Raw genomic sequence first — 16,938 nt, forward strand, 5'->3', positions numbered from 1 at the left:
CTCGCGTTACGGCTGCGACACGTCGCGGCCGAAATACTTGTGCGAGATCTTCGCGTAGGTACCGTCCGCCTTGATGTCCGCGAGCGCCTTGTCGACCGCGGCCACCAGCGCGGGGCTGCCCTTGCGCAGCAGCACGCCCGATGCGTCGCTCGCGCCGCCGGTGTCGGTCGCCGCGACCTTCAGCTTCGCGTCCGGCTTGTGCTTGCGGAAATCGAGGTACGACAGCGAATCGTTGATCGTCGCGTCGACGCGCCCCGAGCTCAGCAGGTCGATCGCTTCGTTGAAGCCCTGCACGGGCACGACGTCCGCGCCGTGCGACGCCGCGAGCTTGCCGAAATTGCTGGTCAGCGTGTTCGCGGATTTCTTGCCCTTGAGATCGTCGAACGAGCGGATCGTCGTGTTGTCCGCGCGCACGATCAGCACCGCGCGCGACGTGATGTACGGCGTCGAGAAATCGTATTTCGCCTTGCGCGCGTCGGTGATCGACACTTCGTTGACGACCGCGTCGTAGCGGTTCACGTCGAGGCCCGCGATCAGCCCGTCCCACTTGCCTTCGACGAACTGCGGCTTCACGCCGAGGCGCTGCGCGATCGCGGTCGCGATGTCGACGTCGAAGCCCGTCAGCTTGCCGGTTTCGTCGTGATACGTGAACGGCGCATATGTGCCTTCGGTACCGACCCGGAACACGCCGGACGACTTGATCTGCGACAGGTCGTCGGCAGCCAGTGCGCTCGTGACCGAAACGGCCTGCAGCATGGCGACGACCAGGATGGAGCGAAGGAATTTCATGGTGCGGACCCCGAATGATTGGAGGGAATCTTCCCGCGGCACATGCATGCCGTTCGAGAGGTCCGCGAATTCTACCGACGCGTCGAGGCCCGGCAAAAACGCAAATCGGCTATCGATATGAGCCGATCGAATAACGCGCGCACCGGCCGCGAAACCAGTGCGCGCGACTTACACGCCACTTACCACGGCAGCGAATACGTCTTCGTATTCGTGAAGCTCTTCATCGCTTCCTGCACGCCTTCCTTGTAGCCGAGCCCCGAATCCTTCACGCCGCCGAACGGCGTCAGTTCGAGCCGGTAGCCCGGCACTTCGCGCACGTTCACGCTGCCGACTTCCAGCTCGGTGATGAAGCGCGTGATGCTATCGAAGCGGTTCGTGCAGACCGACGACGACAGCGCGTAGTCGGTGCTGTTCGACATCCGGATCGCTTCGTCGATGTCGCTGAAGCGCATGATCGGCGATACGGGGCCGAAGGTTTCGTATTTCACCAGCGGCATGTCGGGCGTCACGCGGTCGATCACCGTCGGCGAATACAGCGCGCCGTTGCGAACGTTGCCGACCAGCAGCCGCGCCCCGCGCGCGATCGCATCGTTCACCTGCTGCTCGCAGAACTTCGCGGCCGCCTCGTCGATCACCGTACCCATGTCGACCGACGGATCGGCCGGATTGCCGTACGACCACGCGCGCGTTTTCTCGACCACCAGCTCCGTGAAGCGGTCGGCTACCGACTCGTGCACGAGCATCCGCTTGATCGCGGTACATCGCTGCCCCGAGTTCTTGTACGAACCCGACACCGCGAGCGTGCTCGCTTCGTCGAGATCGGCGTCTTCCATCACGATGATCGGATCGTTGCCGCCGAGTTCGAGCACCGCGCGCCGGTAGCCCATCCGCGACGCGATCGACTTGCCGATCGACACGCCGCCCGTGAACGTGATCAGATCGATCGCCGGGTTCGTGATCAGCTCGTCGGCGATCTCCTTCGGGTCGCCGGTGAGCACTTGCAGCATCTGCGGCGGCAGGCCGGCTTCATACAGGATGTCCGCGAACAGGTAGCACGACAGCGGCACCTTCTCCGACGGCTTCACGACCATCCGGTTGTTGGTGGCCACCGACGGCACGATCTTGTGCGCGACCTGGTTCATCGGATGGTTGAACGGCGTGATCGCGGAAATCACGCCAAGCAGCGGATCGCGCTGCGTGTACACGCGGCGTTTCTTGCCGTGCGGGGTCAGGTCGCACGAGAAGATCTGCCCGTCGTCCTTCAGCACTTCACCCGCGCCGAACGTCAGTACATCGGCTACGCGGCCGGCTTCGTAAGTCGAATCCTTGACGCACAGGCCGGACTCGGCCGTGATCAGCCCGGCAATCTCGGCCGTGCGCGCACGCACGATGTCGGCTGCACGACGCAGGATCGCCGAACGATCGTGGCGCGTAAGCGTTGGCCGGTAAGCGCGTGCGACCGCGAACGCGCGCCGCACGTCGTCCAGCGTCGCCTTCGGCACGGTGCCGACCAGCGAGCCGTCGTACGGGTTGCGCACTTCGATTACCGCGTCCCGATGAATCCGTTCGCCGTCGATTCGCAGTGCTTCGCGACGAATCTCGCGGACGTCCGTCGATGCTGCAATGGCGTTCATGAGTGTGTCCCCTTACGGATGCGTGCGCATCACTGCAGATGGTTGAGCGCGATGTCGATGATGTCGAAGTTGCGCAGCCGCGCGCGGCCCGACACGTCGCCGGCGACCGGCTTGCTGAAGATCAGCGGCACGATCTGTTCGGAGATCCCGCCATGCGAACGCAGCGGCACGTCGAGGCCCGACAGGTCGTGCTTGATGCGGCGCGTGCCGAGCACGACGTCCTGCTTCGAGATCACGATCAGGTCGCCCATCCGCGCCGGCGGCAGCTCGAAGCGCGCGCAGCCCTCGGCACCCGTCAGCACGACGTCGATGCCGTCGACCGCGGCGAGCCGGGCGCGCAGCGCCTCGGCGTCGGCCGTCGCCGGCACGTAGACGGTCGCGAACGAGCCGAGCGCGCCGTGGTGCACGACGTAGGGATCGGTGATCGGCAGGATCACGCGCGCCGCATCCTCGCCGAGCCACTCGTCGAACAGCTCCTGCAGGTAGATCACGTTCGGCTCGCCGGTTTCATCGTCGTGCTTCGCGTTCATCCCGTGGTCGGCCGTGATCGCGACGATCGCGCCGAGCTCGTCGAGGCGCTGCAGGTACTTGTCCATCATCGCGTAGAACGCGTTCGCGCCTTCCGTGCCGGGCGCGCACTTGTGCTGCACGTAGTCGGTGGTCGACAGGTACATCAGGTCGATCGGGCGCGTCTCGAGCAGGCGCACGCCGGCCGCGAACACGAATTCCGACAGGTCCGCGCTATACACGCTCGGCACCGGCTTGCCGACCAGCTCGAGCACGTTGTCGATGCCGTTTTCCTCGATGCTCGCCTCGTCGGCCTTTTCCGACGAGAAGCAGATGCCCTTCAGCCCCTTGCCGAGCAGGCGGCGCAGCTTGTCCTTCGCGGTGACGACCGCGACCTTCGCGCCTTGCTCCGCGAACGTCGCGAGCACGGTCGGTGCGACCAGGTACTTCGGATCGTTCATCAGCACCTCGGCGCCGGTGTCGCGATCGTAGAAGTAGTTGCCGCTTATCCCATGCACCGCCGGCGGCACACCCGTCACGATCGACAGGTTGTTCGGGTTCGTGAAGCTCGGCACCACGCACTCGCCCTTGAGCGCCGTGCCCGGCTTCAGCAGCGTGCGCAGGAACGGCGCGACGCCGGCCTCGGCCGCTTCTTCCAGATATTCGTATGCGCAGCCATCGACGCAGACGACCACCACGGGCCGGCTCATCCAGTTGTAGCGGCGGCCGTTCACTTCCACGGATACAGGCGTTTCAATCATGACGTTCAATCCTTTCAGTTCGAAGGGTAGAGCCGTCGGCGCCCGCGTCGCGCCGAAGGGAGGTGTTTTCCATGCTTGACATTAAAATTGATGATTTGTAGATTGTCAACAACATGCAGAGAACAGAAAGCAAAACAACGCAGCAGCAAGAGGGCTGGTCTCCACTCATCCGCCGCGTGCCGCGGCGCCACAGTCAAGGGGTCTGAAGATGAACGAAGTGCCGGTAAACAAGCGTTTGAACGCATGGGCGGCGGGCGCGGCCCGCTTCGCGCTGGTCGCGGCGGTCGCGCTCGGCGCGGTGCAGGCGGCGCACGCGAAGACGTCGCTGCTCGTCTATACCGCGCTGGAAGACGAGGCGATGAAGCCCTACAAGGACGCGTTCGAGAAAGCGAACCCCGATATCGAGATCCGCTGGGTGCGCGACTCGACCGGCTCGGTCACCGCGAAGCTGCTCGCGGAGAAGAACAACCCGCGCGCGGACGTCGTGCTCGGCCTCGCCGCGTCGAGCCTGACGCTGCTCGACCTGCAGGGGATGCTGATGCCGTACACGCCGAAGGGCTTCGACCAGCTCACGCGCAAGTACAGCGACGCCAACACGCCGCCGCACTGGGTCGGCATGGACGTGTGGGGCGCGACGATCTGCTACAACCGCGTCGCCGCGCAGGCGAAGGGCATCCCGAAGCCGACGTCGTGGGAAGACCTGACGAAGCCCGTCTATAAAGGCGCGATCGTGATGCCGAGCCCGGTTTCCTCCGGCACCGGCTATCTCGACGTGACCGCGTGGCTGCAGACCTTCGGCGACGACAAAGGCTGGAAATTCATGGACGCGCTCGACAAGAACGTCGCGCAATACGTGCACTCGGGCTCGAAGCCCTGCACGCTCGCCGGCACCGGCGAATTCCCGATCGGCATCTCGTTCGAGTTCCGCGGCCACGAACTGCAGTCGCAGGGCGCGCCGATCGATCTCGTGTTCCCGAAGGAAGGGCTCGGCTGGGACATGGAAGGCACTGCGATCATGAAGACGACGAAGCAGCCCGACGCCGCGAAGAAACTGGCCGACTTCATGGCTAGCAAGGATGCGAACCAGATCACCGCGCGCTGGTGGGCAATCGTCGCGTATCCGGGCGTCGCACGGAAGCTGGCCGGCATCCCCGACAACTACTCGGACCTGCTCGTGAAGAACGACTTCGTGTGGTCGGCGAAGAACCGCCAGTCGATCCTCGACACGTGGCAGAAGCGCTACGGCGCGAAGGCACAGCAGTAACGTCGCGATCCGCCGCGGGGCCGCGCCGCGCGCCGCCCCGCGCCACCCTTCCTATCGTCGAATCCGGCCCCCGGGCCGCCCCAGCATGGAGGCGCGCATGGCACCTTATCTGAGCGCAGAACGCATCGAGAAGCGGTACAACGACACGCAGGTCCTGACCGACATCAACCTGAGCGTGATGAAGGGCGAAATGATCTGCTTCCTGGGGCCGTCCGGCTGCGGGAAGACCACGCTGCTGCGGATCATCGCGGGGCTCGAGACGCAGAACGCCGGCCACATCATGCAGGACGGCCGCGACATCTCGCGGCTGCCGCCGCAACTGCGCGACTACGGGATCGTGTTCCAGTCGTACGCGCTGTTCCCCAACCTCACGGTGTACGACAACGTCGCGTACGGGCTCGTGAACCGCAAGATGAAGCGCGACGCGATCCACGAGCGCGTGCACACGCTGCTCGCGCTGGTCGGCCTGCCCGACAGCCATCGCAAGCATCCGGGCCAGTTGTCCGGCGGCCAGCAGCAGCGCATCGCACTGGCACGCGCGCTCGCCACCTCCCCCGGCCTGCTGCTGCTCGACGAGCCGCTGTCGGCGCTCGACGCGCGGGTGCGCGTGCGGTTGCGCCAGGAGATTCGCGCGCTGCAGCAGCGGCTCGGCGTGACGACGATCATGGTCACGCACGACCAGGAAGAAGCGCTGTCGATGGCCGACCGCATCGTCGTGATGAACCACGGCGTGATCGAGCAGATCGGCACGCCGCTCGAAATCTACCGGCAGCCGGCGTCGCCGTTCGTCGCGGACTTCATCGGCCGCGTGAACACGATTCCCGCCGAAGTCGCGCAGGACGGCACGCTGCGCGCGGGCGCGGTCGGCCTCGACTGCCGTCATGGCACGGCACGCCCCGCGCAAGGCGCGGCGGTGTCGGTGTACGTGCGGCCGGAAGACCTGCGCATCCGCGTACCGGGCGAGACGGCCGACAACGTGCTGGCCGGCCGCGTCGAGAAGCTCGAATTCCTCGGTGCGTTCTGCCGCGTGAGCTTCCGGATCGACGGGCTCGACGGCCAGGAGATCGTCGCCGACCTGTCGTATCACGACGTCGACCGCACCGGCGTGCAGGCCGGCGCGCGCATCGACCTCGCGCTCGATCGCGAGCATGTCCGCGTGTTCCCGAGCGCGAAGGAGCGACTGCAATGAGCACCGTCCTGACCGAGCGCCGCCGCGGCGCCTCCGCCCCCGCCGACGTGCGGCAGATCACGCACTGGCACGACCGCATCGCGCAGCTCGCGCTGCTGGCGATGGCCGCGCTGATGTCGATGTTCCTGCTGCTGCCGCTCGCGCTCGTCGTGCAGAAATGCTTCGTCGATGCGGACGGACGCTTCGTCGGCGCGCACAACTTCGTCGAGTATCTCGAGGACAGCGGCGTGCTGCGCTCGATGCTGCATTCGCTGACGGTCGGCGCACTCGTCACGTCGATCGTCGTGCCGATGGCGTTCACGTTCGCGTATGCGCTGACCCGCTCGTGCATGCCGTTCAAGAACGCCGCGCGTACCGTCGCGCTGCTGCCGCTGCTCGCGCCGACGCTGTTGTCCGCGGTGTCGTTCATCTACTGGTTCGGCAACGCGGGGCTGTTGAAGCCGCTGCTGCACGGCCATTCGATCTACGGGCTGCCGGGCATCGTGCTGAGCATGGTGTACGCGTCGTTCCCGCACGTGCTGATGATCCTCGTTACCGCGCTGTCGCTTGCCGACGGCCGGCTCTACGAGGCCGCCGACGCGATGGGCACGCGCCGCATCCGCAAGTTCTTCACGATCACGCTGCCGGGTGCGAAGTACGGGCTGATCAGCGCGACGATGGTGGCGTTCACGATGTGCATCAACGACTTCGGCGTGCCGGTCGTGATCGGCGGTTCGTACAACGTGCTGTCGACCGACATCTACAAGCTGATCATCGGCCTGCAGGACTTCAACCGCAGCGCGGTCGTGAGCCTGATGCTGCTGTGCCCGGCGCTGGTCGCGTTCGGCGTCGACTTCTTCATCCGCCGCCGCCAGCAGTCGCAACTCGGCGCACGCTCGACGCCATACCAGCCGAAGCCGTCGCGCGGCTTCGACGCCGCGATGCTCGCGTACTGCGGCATCGTGTGCGCGTTCTTCATCGCGGTGGTCGGCATCTCGGTGTTTGCGTCGTTCGTGAAGTTCTGGCCGTACCAGATGAGCCTCGGGCTGCAGCACTACAAGATGGGGCTGATCGGCGCCGGCATCTTCGACGCGTACAAGAACAGCCTGCGGATGGCCGCGACCGTGGCGCTCGGCGGCACGATCGTCGTGTTCGGCGGCGCATACCTGATCGAGAAGACGCGCGGCGCGCGCTGGCTGCGCGGCTTCATCGCGCTCTGCGCGATCCTGCCGATGGGCGTGCCGGGGCTCGTGCTCGGCATCAGCTACATCTTCCTGTTCAACGCGCCCGGCAACCCGCTGAACGGACTGTACGGCTCGCTGTGGCTGCTCGCGATCGTCACGGTGGTGCACTACTACGCATCGAGCCACCTGACCGCCGTCACCGCGCTCAGGCAGATCGACAGCGAGTTCGAGGCCGTATCCGCGTCGCTGAAGGTGCCGTTCTACAAGACCTTCCTGCGCGTGACCGTGCCCGTGTGCCTGCCCGCGATCCTGCTGATCGCACGCTACCTGTTCGTCAACGGGATGACGACGGTCTCGGCCGTCGCGTTCCTCTACTCGCCCGACACGCAGCCCGCCTCGGTCGCGATCCTGAACCTCGACGACGCGGGCCAGATGGGTCCGGCCGCCGCGATGGCCACGCTCGTGCTCGCGACGTCGTCGTTCGCCTGCGTGCTGTTCGCGTGCATCTCGCATCGACTGTTGCGCCGCACGCAGGCCTGGCGCAACCCGCATCGCCACTGACTTTTTAGCCGCATTCACGTGACGTCCCGACTTCATCAAGGAGACACCATGACGCTCGCCGCCCAGCCCATCCTGCTCACCCCCGGCCCCCTGACGACCTCCGACACCACGCGCGACGCGATGCTGCGCGACTGGGGATCGTGGGACAGCGACTTCAACGCGATCACCGCGCGGCTGCGCGAACGCCTGCTGCAGATCGTGCACGGCGAAGGCACGCACGAATGCGTCCCGCTGCAAGGCAGCGGCACGTTCTCGGTCGAAGCGGCCATCGGCACGCTCGTGCCGCGCGACGGCCACGTGCTCGTGCCGAACAACGGCGCGTACTGCCAGCGCATCGCGAAGATCTGCCGCGTGCTCGGCCGCCAGCTGACGACGATCGACTACAGCGAGGATCGCCGCGTCGATCCGGCCGACGTCGAACGCGCGCTCGCCGCCGATCCGACCATCACGCACGTCGCGCTCGTGCACTGCGAAACCGGTGCCGGCGTGCTGAACCCGCTGCATGACATCGCACAGGTCGTCGCGAAGCACGGCCGTGCGCTGATCGTCGATGCGATGAGCTCGTTCGGCGCGATCGACATCGACGCGCGCACGACGCCGTTCGACGCGGTGATCGCCGCATCCGGCAAATGCCTCGAAGGCGTACCGGGGCTCGGCTTCGTGATCGCGAAGCGCAGCACGCTCGAACGCTGCGAAGGCAACAGCCACTCGCTCGCGATGGACCTGTACGACCAGTGGGTCTACATGCAGCGCACGACGCAGTGGCGCTTCACGCCGCCGACGCACGTGGTCGCGGCGCTCGACGCCGCCGTCGGGCAATACGTCGACGAGGGCGGGCTCGCTGCTCGCGGCGGCCGCTACCAGCGCAACTATCGCGCGCTGATCGACGGGATGCTCGCGCTCGGCTTCCGGCCGTTCCTCGATCCGGCGATCCAGGCGCCGATCATCGTCACGTTCCATGCACCGGACGATCCGAACTACGACTTCAAGCGGTTCTACCAGGAGGTCAAGAAGCGCGGCTACATCCTGTATCCGGGCAAGCTGACCGAGGTCGAGACGTTCCGGGTCGGCTGCATCGGCCACTTCGGCGAAGCCGGCATCCCGGGCGCCGTCGCCGCGATCGCCGACACGCTGCGCGCGATGGGTGTGCGCCGCGTGTCGGCCGAAGCGGCAGCGTGACGTGACGCACCACGACGTGACGTGATGGTCCCCGCCGCATGCACGTTCGCATGCGGCGGCCGGTGTTTTTCGGGCCGTGCGCGGCACGGCCCCTTTTCGAAGCCCCCTCTCATGCGACCCTTCTGGATCGAACAAGCGCTGTTCAACGACGGCGATCTCGCCCCCGCGCTGCAAGGCGAAACGCGGGCCGACGTGTGCATCGTCGGCGGCGGTTTCACCGGGCTCTGGACGGCAATCCAGGCGAAGCAGCAGAACCCCGCGCTCGACATCGCGATCGTCGAGGCCGACCTGTGCGGCGCCGGCGCGAGCGGTCGCAACGGCGGTTGCCTGCTCACGTGGTCCGCAAAATTCCTGACGCTGCGGCGGCTGTTCGGCGAAGCCGAGGCGATCCGGCTCGTGAAGGCATCCGAAGCGGCCGTGCAGCACATCGCCGATTTCTGCCGCGCGCACGACATCGATGCCGAGCTGCGGCTCGACGGCACGCTGTACACCGCGACGTCACGCGCGCAGGTCGGCACGCTCGCGCCGGTACTCGACGCACTCGCCGCGTGCGGCATCCGCAGCTACGAGCCGCTGCCGCCCGCCGAAGTCGCGCGCCGCTCGGGGTCCGCTCGCAATCTCGACGGCGTCTACTCGCCGATCGCCGCGACCGTGCATCCCGGCAAGCTCGTGCGCGGGCTGCGCCGCGTCGCGCTCGCGATGGGCATCCGGATCTACGAACGCACGCCGATGCTCGACTTCACGCCCGGGCAACCGGCCGTCGTGCGCACGCCGTCCGGCAGCGTGAGCGCGGGCAAGCTCGTGTTCGCGATCAATGCGTGGATGGCGAGCCGCTTCCCGCAGTTCGAGCGCACGATCGCGGTCGTGTCGAGCGACATGGTCATCACCGAGAAATGCCCGGAACTGCTCGAGAAAACCGGGCTCGTGGATGGCGTATCCGTGCTCGATTCGCGGATCTTCGTCTACTACTACCGCACCACCGCGGACGGGCGGCTGATGCTCGGCAAGGGCGGCAACACGTTCTCGTGGCGTAGCCGCATCGCGCCCGTGTTCGACCGGCGCTCGCCGTACGAGGCGCAGCTCACGCAAAGCCTGCGCGAGTTCTTTCCGTCGCTCGCAGGCGTGCCGGTCACGGCGAGCTGGAACGGGCCGTCGGATCGCTCGGTCACCGGCTTCCCGTTCTTCGGCCGCCTCGACGACGCGCCGAACGTGTTCTACGGTTTCGGCTACTCGGGTAACGGCGTGGGGCCGACCTACATGGGCGGGCAGATCCTGTCGTCGCTCGTGCTCGGTCTCGACAACGCGTGGACGCGCAGCCCGATCGTGCGCGGCCCGCTTGGGGCGTTCCCGCCGGAGCCGATCCGCTATGTCGGTGCGCACGTCGTGCGCAATGCGATCCGCCGCAAGGAGCGCGCGGAGGACGAAAGCCGGCAGCCGGCCGTTGTCGACACGTGGCTCGCGAAATTCGCGAGCGCGGCCGGGAAGGCAGACAAGGCGTGACGCTGCGTTGGTCTGCAGGACCTGCATGACCTGAAGACGCAATGAAAAAGGGACGCTGCGAAGCGTCCCTTTGCTTTGTGCCTTGTGCTGTACGCGGCAACCCGCGCGAGCGTTGCCGAGCGCTTACGCGCGCACGGGCTTTTCCCGCGTCGACTTGCCCGTCGAGGGCAGCCCCTGCTCGTGCGTGCGACGCATGCGCTCGAGACCGTGCGAGAGGTGCTCGCGCACGAGCGCCACCGCCTGCTCCCCGTCGCCGCCCGCGAGCGCCTGTACGATCTTGTCGTGCTCGGCGGCGGACACGGCGATCGCATCCTCCTCGGCCTCGATCGCGGCCTGGCGCAGCAGGCCGAGCTGGCGCACGAGCCGGCGGTAGGTATCGGTGAGGTGCGTATTGCCGACGCCGACGACCATCGCGTCGTGGAACTGCACGTTCAGCTCGGTGTAGCGCGTGACGTCGTGCGTCTTCGCGGCGTCCTTCATCGACTGGATGATGCCCTTCAGCACCTTCAGCGTGTCGGGCGAGATGCGCTTCGCGAGCGCGCGCGCGACCGACTCGTCGAGCATCGCGCGCACTTCGTAGATCTCCTCGGCCTCGCGCAGCGGCACGACGCGCACCGTCACGCCGCGATTCTTCTCGTTGCGCAGCAGGCCGGCCTGTTCGAGCGCACGGAATGCTTCGCGCACGGGGCCGCGCGACACGTTCAGCTTGGTCGCGATCTCGACTTCGTTGAGCTTCTCGCCAGGGGCGTATTCGCCGGAGACAATCGCGCGCTCGAGCATGTCCTGGACGATCATCGCGAGCGACTGGCTTTGCAGGAGTTCGATGGCGCTGAGCGCGTTCGGGGCTGTCATGGTCGGGCAGGCAGCAAGGCTGCGGTAGAAAACGAGGGCGCCATATCGGCGAATGATCCTTATATACCCTCGACCCGACACATTGTCAACAGTTTTCAGTTTCCAAAAACCAATTCCGCCTGCCGGAATGCAATCGACACAAAGCCGGCAGGCGGTGGTCGCGCGGCGGGCCGACCTCGCCCGCCTCGCGCGACATGTGCCGGCCGTCAGGCCGTCGTGTGCTTCACCGGCCCCGGATCGCTGTGGCTCGGCCGGCCCGTCTCGACGTGGCCCGCGAAGCGGCGCACGACCTTGTCGTCGCCGCCGCGCAGCGTCGTCGCGCTGATCGTCAGATCGTACCAGCCGTGGCTCGACGACAACTCGAAGTGATCCTCGATGCGCTCGCCCGGCTCCAGCGTGTAGGTCCGCGCATGCTTGTGGCTGTATGCGTTGTCGACCGTCACGCGGCACGTCGCGCGCCCGCTGTTGCGCAGTTGCAGGTACACATGACGGTTGCGCACGTCGTAGCCGATCCGCGCTTCGGCGTTCGCGTGGCGGCCGTCCGCCGCGAGCCGCGTGTTGCCCTGGAACTCGCACAGATAGCCGTTCGGGCCGTAGGCCGCGAGATGGTAGTCGCCGCGTGCGGCCGACGTGTTCCACGTGTCGACGAAACGGTCGTGCGCGGACACCGCATAGCGGCGCGGCGGCGTCGTCGGGTTGCGGCGGTCGTACACGTAGAACGCCGCGCCTGCGTCACCGGTGTTCGCAAAGTCGAGCGACACGCTGTCGTCGTGCCCGCTCACGCGGCTGTGCACGAACAGTTCGTACGGCAGCGCACGTGCCGGACGCGTGCCGGGCTCCTGCGCCGGCATCGACTGCTGCGCGGGCACCTGGTACGCCTGGCCGGCCGTCGCGATGTGCTGCGGCACCGTGAAGCTCACCGTGCGCGTGTCGGGGCGCGCGGAGAAGTCGAATGCCGACGTGAGGTCGCCGCAGATCGACCGGCGCCATGCGCTGATGTTCGGCTCCTTCACGCCGAAACGCGCTTCGAGGAAACGCAGCACCGACGTATGGTCGAACGTCTCCGAGCAGACCCAGCCGCCTTTCGTCCACGGCGAGATGATGATCAGCGGCACGCGCGGCCCGAGGCCAATCGGCTGGATGCCGCCCGGGTCCGCGCCCGGCACGAGCGGGCTCATTTCGCCCGGGTACTTGTTCAGGTCGAGCAGTTCGTCGCCGAGATTCGACAGCAGGTTCGACGACACGATGCCCTGGCCGCCCACGCCGCTCGTCACCGGCGGCACCGGCGGCACGACGTGGTCGAACAGGCCGTCGTTTTCGTCGTAGTTCAGGATGAACACCGTCTTCGCCCACACTTCCGGGTTCGACGTGAGCGCCTCGAGCACCATGTTGATGTAGAACGCGCCGTCGGTCGGTGATGCCTGCGGGTGCTCGCTGTACTTGTACGGCGACACGATCCACGACACCTGCGGCAGCCGGTTCGCCTGCACGTCGGCCTTCAGCTCGGCGAGCGTGTGGTCCGATGCGCCCTTGTCGACCAGCGGGCCGCTCGCGCCTTCCTTCACCTGGAAGCGCTTGAAGAACATCAGCGAGTTGTCGGTGTAGTTGTCGGTCGGGTCGCCCGGGATGCCGGTGCCGCCCTGGTACACCTTCCAGCTGATCTTCGCGTTTTCGAGGCGTTCCGCGTAGGTCGTCCACGTGTAGCCGTTCACGTCGTCGCGCTCGCCGATGCCCGGGCCGTTCGGCGGGTTGCCGTAGATGTTGCGCGGGTCGACCGTGCCGGTCCACAGGTAGATGCGGTTCGGCGCGGTGTCGGCGTGCGCGGAGCAGAAGTACGAATCGCAGATCGTGAACGCGTCGGCCAATGCGTAGTGGTACGTGAGATCCTGGCGCTTCAGGTAGCCCATCGTCAGCACGTCCTGCTTCTGGTTCACCCACTGGTCCCACTGGCCGTTGTTCCAGGACAGGTGGCCGCTGCTCCAGCCGTGATTGGTGCCCGGCTGGAATTCGGTCGTCTGCTTCGGATCGAGGTAGAACGGCAGCACGTACGGCGCCGACGAATCGAGGCCGCGCGAATGGTAGTTCTTCGTGAACACCGACGCCGGCGGCTGCTGCCACACCGGTGCGCCGCTCGGCAGCAGGTGCGGGCGCGGATCGTTGAAGCCGCGCACGCCGCGCAGCCCGCCGAAGTAATGGTCGAACGAACGGTTTTCCTGCATGAAGATCACGACGTGTTCGACGTCGCGGATCGTACCCGTGCGATAGGCGGCCGGCATCGCCAGCGCATTGCGGATCGCGGGCGGGAAGCCCGCGTAGGCGGCCATCGCGCCGGCCGACTGCGCGGCGAGGCGCAGGAAATCGCGTCGATTGTTCGAAGACATGAAGAGAACCCTGTTGTCGGTAGGAGTGGGGCGCCGGTCGAGCGGGGCCGGCGGTGGTGCGTTGCCGTTATTACCCCGCATCGGCGTGTCCCGGCCGTGACCGGTTACCGCAGGTTTCTTTTGGTTACCCACAAGAATTTTTTCGAAGCGGCACACGACGCGTCTTTCATCCGGCCGACACACGCATGCGCTACGCTGACGCGCGATACAGAGGGGAGAAGCCGAGTCGTGTTCGATCAGCTGAAGGCGTTCCACGCGACCGTCCGGCAGGGCAGCATCACGCGCGCCGCGCGCCACCTGGGCGTGAGCCAGCCGACGATTGCCGCGCAGATCCGGCAGGTCGAGCAGGTGTACGGTGTCGAGCTGTTCTACCGCAGCGGCCGCAAGCTCGAGGTCACCGACACCGGCATCGAGCTGCTGCCGCTCGTCGAGAAGATGATCGCGCTCGAGGCGCAGGCCGACATCATGCTGCGCAATGTCGGCGGCCTGTTCGAAGGCCACCTGCGGATCGGTGCGACGGGGCCGTACTACATCATGGACGCGGTCGGCCGCTTCTCGAACGCGCATCCGTCGATCGCGCTCACGTGCCGGATCGGCAACTCCGAGGAAATCCTGCAGGCGCTGCAGGAATTCCGCATCGACCTCGCCGTCTCGTCGCAGCGCAACGATGCCGACGGCCTCGAACGCAAGGTGATCTCGACCGACCCGCTCGTGCTGGTCGTGCATCGCAACCATCCGCTCGCGCGTTTCGACGCGATCGATCCGGCGCAGCTCGCCGACGTGCGACTGCTGATTCGCGAAGAAGGCTCGGTCACGCGCCGCTGCACGGAGACGATTCTCGAAACGGCCGGTGTCGCCGCCGTCTCGGTGGCCGAGATCGGCAGCCGCGAAGCGATCCGCGAGGCGATCCTGCACAGCGTGGGCGGCAGCCTGTTTCCGCTCGGCGAGGCCGAACGTCATCCGGATTTGCGCGTGATCGCGCTGCGCGGCGTCGACACGACGATCGACGAATACGTGTACTACCTGAAAGCGCGCCGCCAGAGCCCGGCGATCGACGCGTTCCTCGCGTGCATCCTGCCGGCCGGCAGCGACGCGGCCGCGGCGGATGAAGCCGGACGAACGGCGCGGCGGGCGAACGCGCGCTGAACGGCCGCGCGTTCGCCGGTACCGCACATCAGTGGCGCTTTTCCCGCGCCTTCCCTCGTTTTTCCTCGTGCCTTCCTTCTGTCGTTGCGCTCACATCACTTCGGTAGTGCCGGAATCATCCACGTCAGTACGTGCTGCTGCAGGAACACGAGCACGCCGAGCAGAAGCGTGAGGATCACGCTGTGCCAGAACGTGCGCGCGAACACGACACCTTCCTGCCCTTTCAGGTCCGTCGTCGACACACCCGTCGCGATGTTCTGCGGCGAGATCATCTTGCCCATCACGCCGCCCGACGAGTTGGTCGCGGCCATCAACACCGGATCCAGGCCGAGCTGCCGGGCTGCGACGACCTGCAGGTTGCCGAACAGCGCATTGCCCGACGTGTCGCTGCCGGACAGGAACACGGCGATCCAGCCGAGCGACGCGGACACCAGCGGGAACAGCGCGCCCGTCGACGCGACGCCGGTGCCGAGCGTGTAGCTGATCCCCGAGTAGTTCAGCAGGTACGCGAGCCCGACGATCATCATCACCGTGACGATCGCGATCCACGTCTGCCGCCAGGTCTTGACCACGCATTCGAAGAACGCGCCGACGCCGGTGCGCGTCAGCGCGGCCGTGATGATCGCCGACACCAGGATCGCGGTGCCCGTGCCGAGCGGCTGGAAGTCCCAGATCGCCGCATAGGGCTTGTGATACAGCGACACGAACACAGCGTTGTGCAGGCCCGGCCACTTGATCTTCACGTCGCCGATCGCCGCGATGTTCGCGTGCACCCACACGATCACGACCACCGACACGACGAGCCACGGCAGCCAGCCGCCGAAGCCCGCGCGTGCGGCGCCGGCCGTTGCCGGCACGCTGCGCGCGAGCGCGTATTGCGGATCGGGCTGCGGCTTCCACACCTGTAGGAAGCCGATCGTGACGATCAGCGACGAGAGCGACGACAGCACGTCGGTGAGCTGGTAGCCGAGGAAGTTCGACGTGACGAACTGCGCGATCGCGAAGCTGCCGCCCGACACGAGCAGCGCCGGCCACAACTTCGAGATCGAGCGCAGCCCCCCGTACGCGCCGACCACGTAGAACGGCAGCAGCAGCGCGAAAAATGGCAGTTGTCGGCCGACCATCTGCGCGAGTGTCGCGGGCGGCAGCGACGTGACCGCGCCGAGCACGGTGATCGGCACGCCGAGCGCGCCGAACGCGACCGGCGCCGTGTTGAACAGCAGCGTATAGGTGAGCGCTTCGAGCGCGGGGAAACCGAGCGCGATCAGGAGTGCGCTCGTGATCGCGACCGGCGTGCCGAATCCCGAGATCCCTTCGAGCAGGCAGCCGAACGAAAACGCGACGACGAGCAGCACGAGGCGCCGGTCGTCGGGCAGGTTGTCGAGCATCCACTGCCGGAACTGGTCGAAGCGGCCCGACTTCACCGCGATGTTGTACAGCAGCAGCGCGTTGAAGACGATCCACATCACCGGCACGACCGCGAGCGCCATGCCCGCACCGACCGCATTGAACGCGAGCCCGGCCGGCATGCCCCATGCGCCGATCGCGACCGCGAGGCCGGCGACGAGCCCGGCGAGCGACGCCTGCCATGCGGGCCGGCGCAGCACGCCGAGTGCGATCAGCGCGACCGCGATCGGGATCGCGGCGACGAGAAAAGACAGCAACAGCGAGCTGGCGACCGGCGTCAACGGCTGTGCGAAGACGATGCCGGGCGGTAGGGCGTCGGTGGGGTTCATCGTGTCTCCAGAGTCGACCCAAGCTGGCATCGGGATGCCCCGGGTTCGGTACAAGGCGATGTCCTGCGGTCACGACCGAGATCAGGCGCTTGCGCACGCAACGACGTCGCACGGCCAACCGATCGGTCGCTTAAAAGAGGTTAGGAGGCGCGCGACGCTTGTACAAGGGGGACAAGCCCGATGCGTGCCGACCCGATACGAACCCGCCGCCACACGCTGACCGGCAGCGGGCAGCCCACTGTCTCGTTCGACAGGAAGCCCGCCGCGAGCGGCTCA

At 66.8% G+C, this 16,938-nt stretch carries 12 protein-coding genes; 6 read left to right on the top strand and 6 right to left on the bottom strand.

The window, feature by feature from the left end; genetic code table 11:
* Positions 1–6: 6 nt before the first annotated feature.
* The 3 genes from BCEP18194_RS22620 to phnA all read right to left on the bottom strand — a co-directional run bounded on the left by BCEP18194_RS22620 (position 7) and on the right by phnA (position 3,691).
* Complete coding sequence (locus BCEP18194_RS22620; RefSeq protein WP_011353586.1) at positions 7–789, bottom strand: amino acid ABC transporter substrate-binding protein; 783 nt, start codon at positions 787–789, stop codon at positions 7–9.
* A 179-nt stretch (positions 790–968) separates the two neighbouring features.
* On the bottom strand, positions 969–2,423 hold the full coding sequence (gene phnY, locus BCEP18194_RS22625) for a phosphonoacetaldehyde dehydrogenase (protein WP_011353587.1): 1,455 nt from the start codon (positions 2,421–2,423) through the stop codon (positions 969–971).
* A gap of 29 nt (positions 2,424–2,452) precedes the next feature.
* The gene (phnA, locus tag BCEP18194_RS22630; protein ID WP_011353588.1) at positions 2,453–3,691 is read right to left on the bottom strand and encodes a phosphonoacetate hydrolase; all 1,239 of its coding nucleotides are present in this window, start codon (positions 3,689–3,691) and stop codon (positions 2,453–2,455) included.
* Between the two features lie 208 nt (positions 3,692–3,899).
* Here phnA and BCEP18194_RS22635 point away from each other — a divergent pair, with 208 nt between their 5' ends.
* From BCEP18194_RS22635 to BCEP18194_RS22655, 5 genes are all read left to right on the top strand, one after another.
* Entirely contained in the window at positions 3,900–4,955 is a 1,056-nt protein-coding gene (locus BCEP18194_RS22635) for a putative 2-aminoethylphosphonate ABC transporter substrate-binding protein (RefSeq protein ID WP_011353589.1), read from the top strand.
* A 97-nt stretch (positions 4,956–5,052) separates the two neighbouring features.
* On the top strand, positions 5,053–6,144 hold the full coding sequence (locus BCEP18194_RS22640) for a putative 2-aminoethylphosphonate ABC transporter ATP-binding protein (protein WP_011353590.1): 1,092 nt from the start codon (positions 5,053–5,055) through the stop codon (positions 6,142–6,144).
* Entirely contained in the window at positions 6,141–7,868 is a 1,728-nt protein-coding gene (locus BCEP18194_RS22645) for a putative 2-aminoethylphosphonate ABC transporter permease subunit (protein WP_011353591.1), read from the top strand. Before BCEP18194_RS22640 ends, BCEP18194_RS22645 begins: the two co-directional genes overlap by 4 nt.
* Before the next feature lie 48 nt (positions 7,869–7,916).
* Complete coding sequence (locus BCEP18194_RS22650) at positions 7,917–9,047, top strand: 2-aminoethylphosphonate--pyruvate transaminase (protein ID WP_011353592.1); 1,131 nt, start codon at positions 7,917–7,919, stop codon at positions 9,045–9,047.
* A 111-nt stretch (positions 9,048–9,158) separates the two neighbouring features.
* Entirely contained in the window at positions 9,159–10,547 is a 1,389-nt protein-coding gene (locus tag BCEP18194_RS22655; RefSeq protein ID WP_041492988.1) for an FAD-dependent oxidoreductase, read from the top strand.
* Positions 10,548–10,670: 123 nt separating this feature from the next.
* On the opposite strand, the gene BCEP18194_RS22660 is transcribed toward BCEP18194_RS22655, so the two are convergent.
* Positions 10,671–11,399 (bottom strand): phosphonate utilization associated transcriptional regulator, encoded by a 729-nt coding sequence (locus tag BCEP18194_RS22660; protein WP_011353594.1) that lies wholly within the window; start codon positions 11,397–11,399, stop codon positions 10,671–10,673.
* Between the two features lie 206 nt (positions 11,400–11,605).
* Positions 11,606–13,780 (bottom strand): phosphocholine-specific phospholipase C, encoded by a 2,175-nt coding sequence (locus BCEP18194_RS22665; protein ID WP_011353595.1) that lies wholly within the window; start codon positions 13,778–13,780, stop codon positions 11,606–11,608.
* 228 nt (positions 13,781–14,008) lie between these two features.
* On the opposite strand from BCEP18194_RS22665, the gene BCEP18194_RS22670 reads away from it, so the two are divergent.
* Positions 14,009–14,926: a LysR family transcriptional regulator gene (locus BCEP18194_RS22670; RefSeq protein ID WP_011353596.1), complete on the top strand. Its 918-nt coding sequence runs from the start codon at positions 14,009–14,011 to the stop codon at positions 14,924–14,926.
* A gap of 95 nt (positions 14,927–15,021) precedes the next feature.
* On the opposite strand, the gene BCEP18194_RS22675 is transcribed toward BCEP18194_RS22670, so the two are convergent.
* Entirely contained in the window at positions 15,022–16,662 is a 1,641-nt protein-coding gene (locus BCEP18194_RS22675; RefSeq protein WP_041492989.1) for an L-lactate permease, read from the bottom strand.
* Between the last annotated feature and the right edge of the window lie 276 nt (positions 16,663–16,938).

The organism is Burkholderia lata (genome assembly GCF_000012945.1).
GTDB classification, from domain to species: domain Bacteria; phylum Pseudomonadota; class Gammaproteobacteria; order Burkholderiales; family Burkholderiaceae; genus Burkholderia; species Burkholderia lata.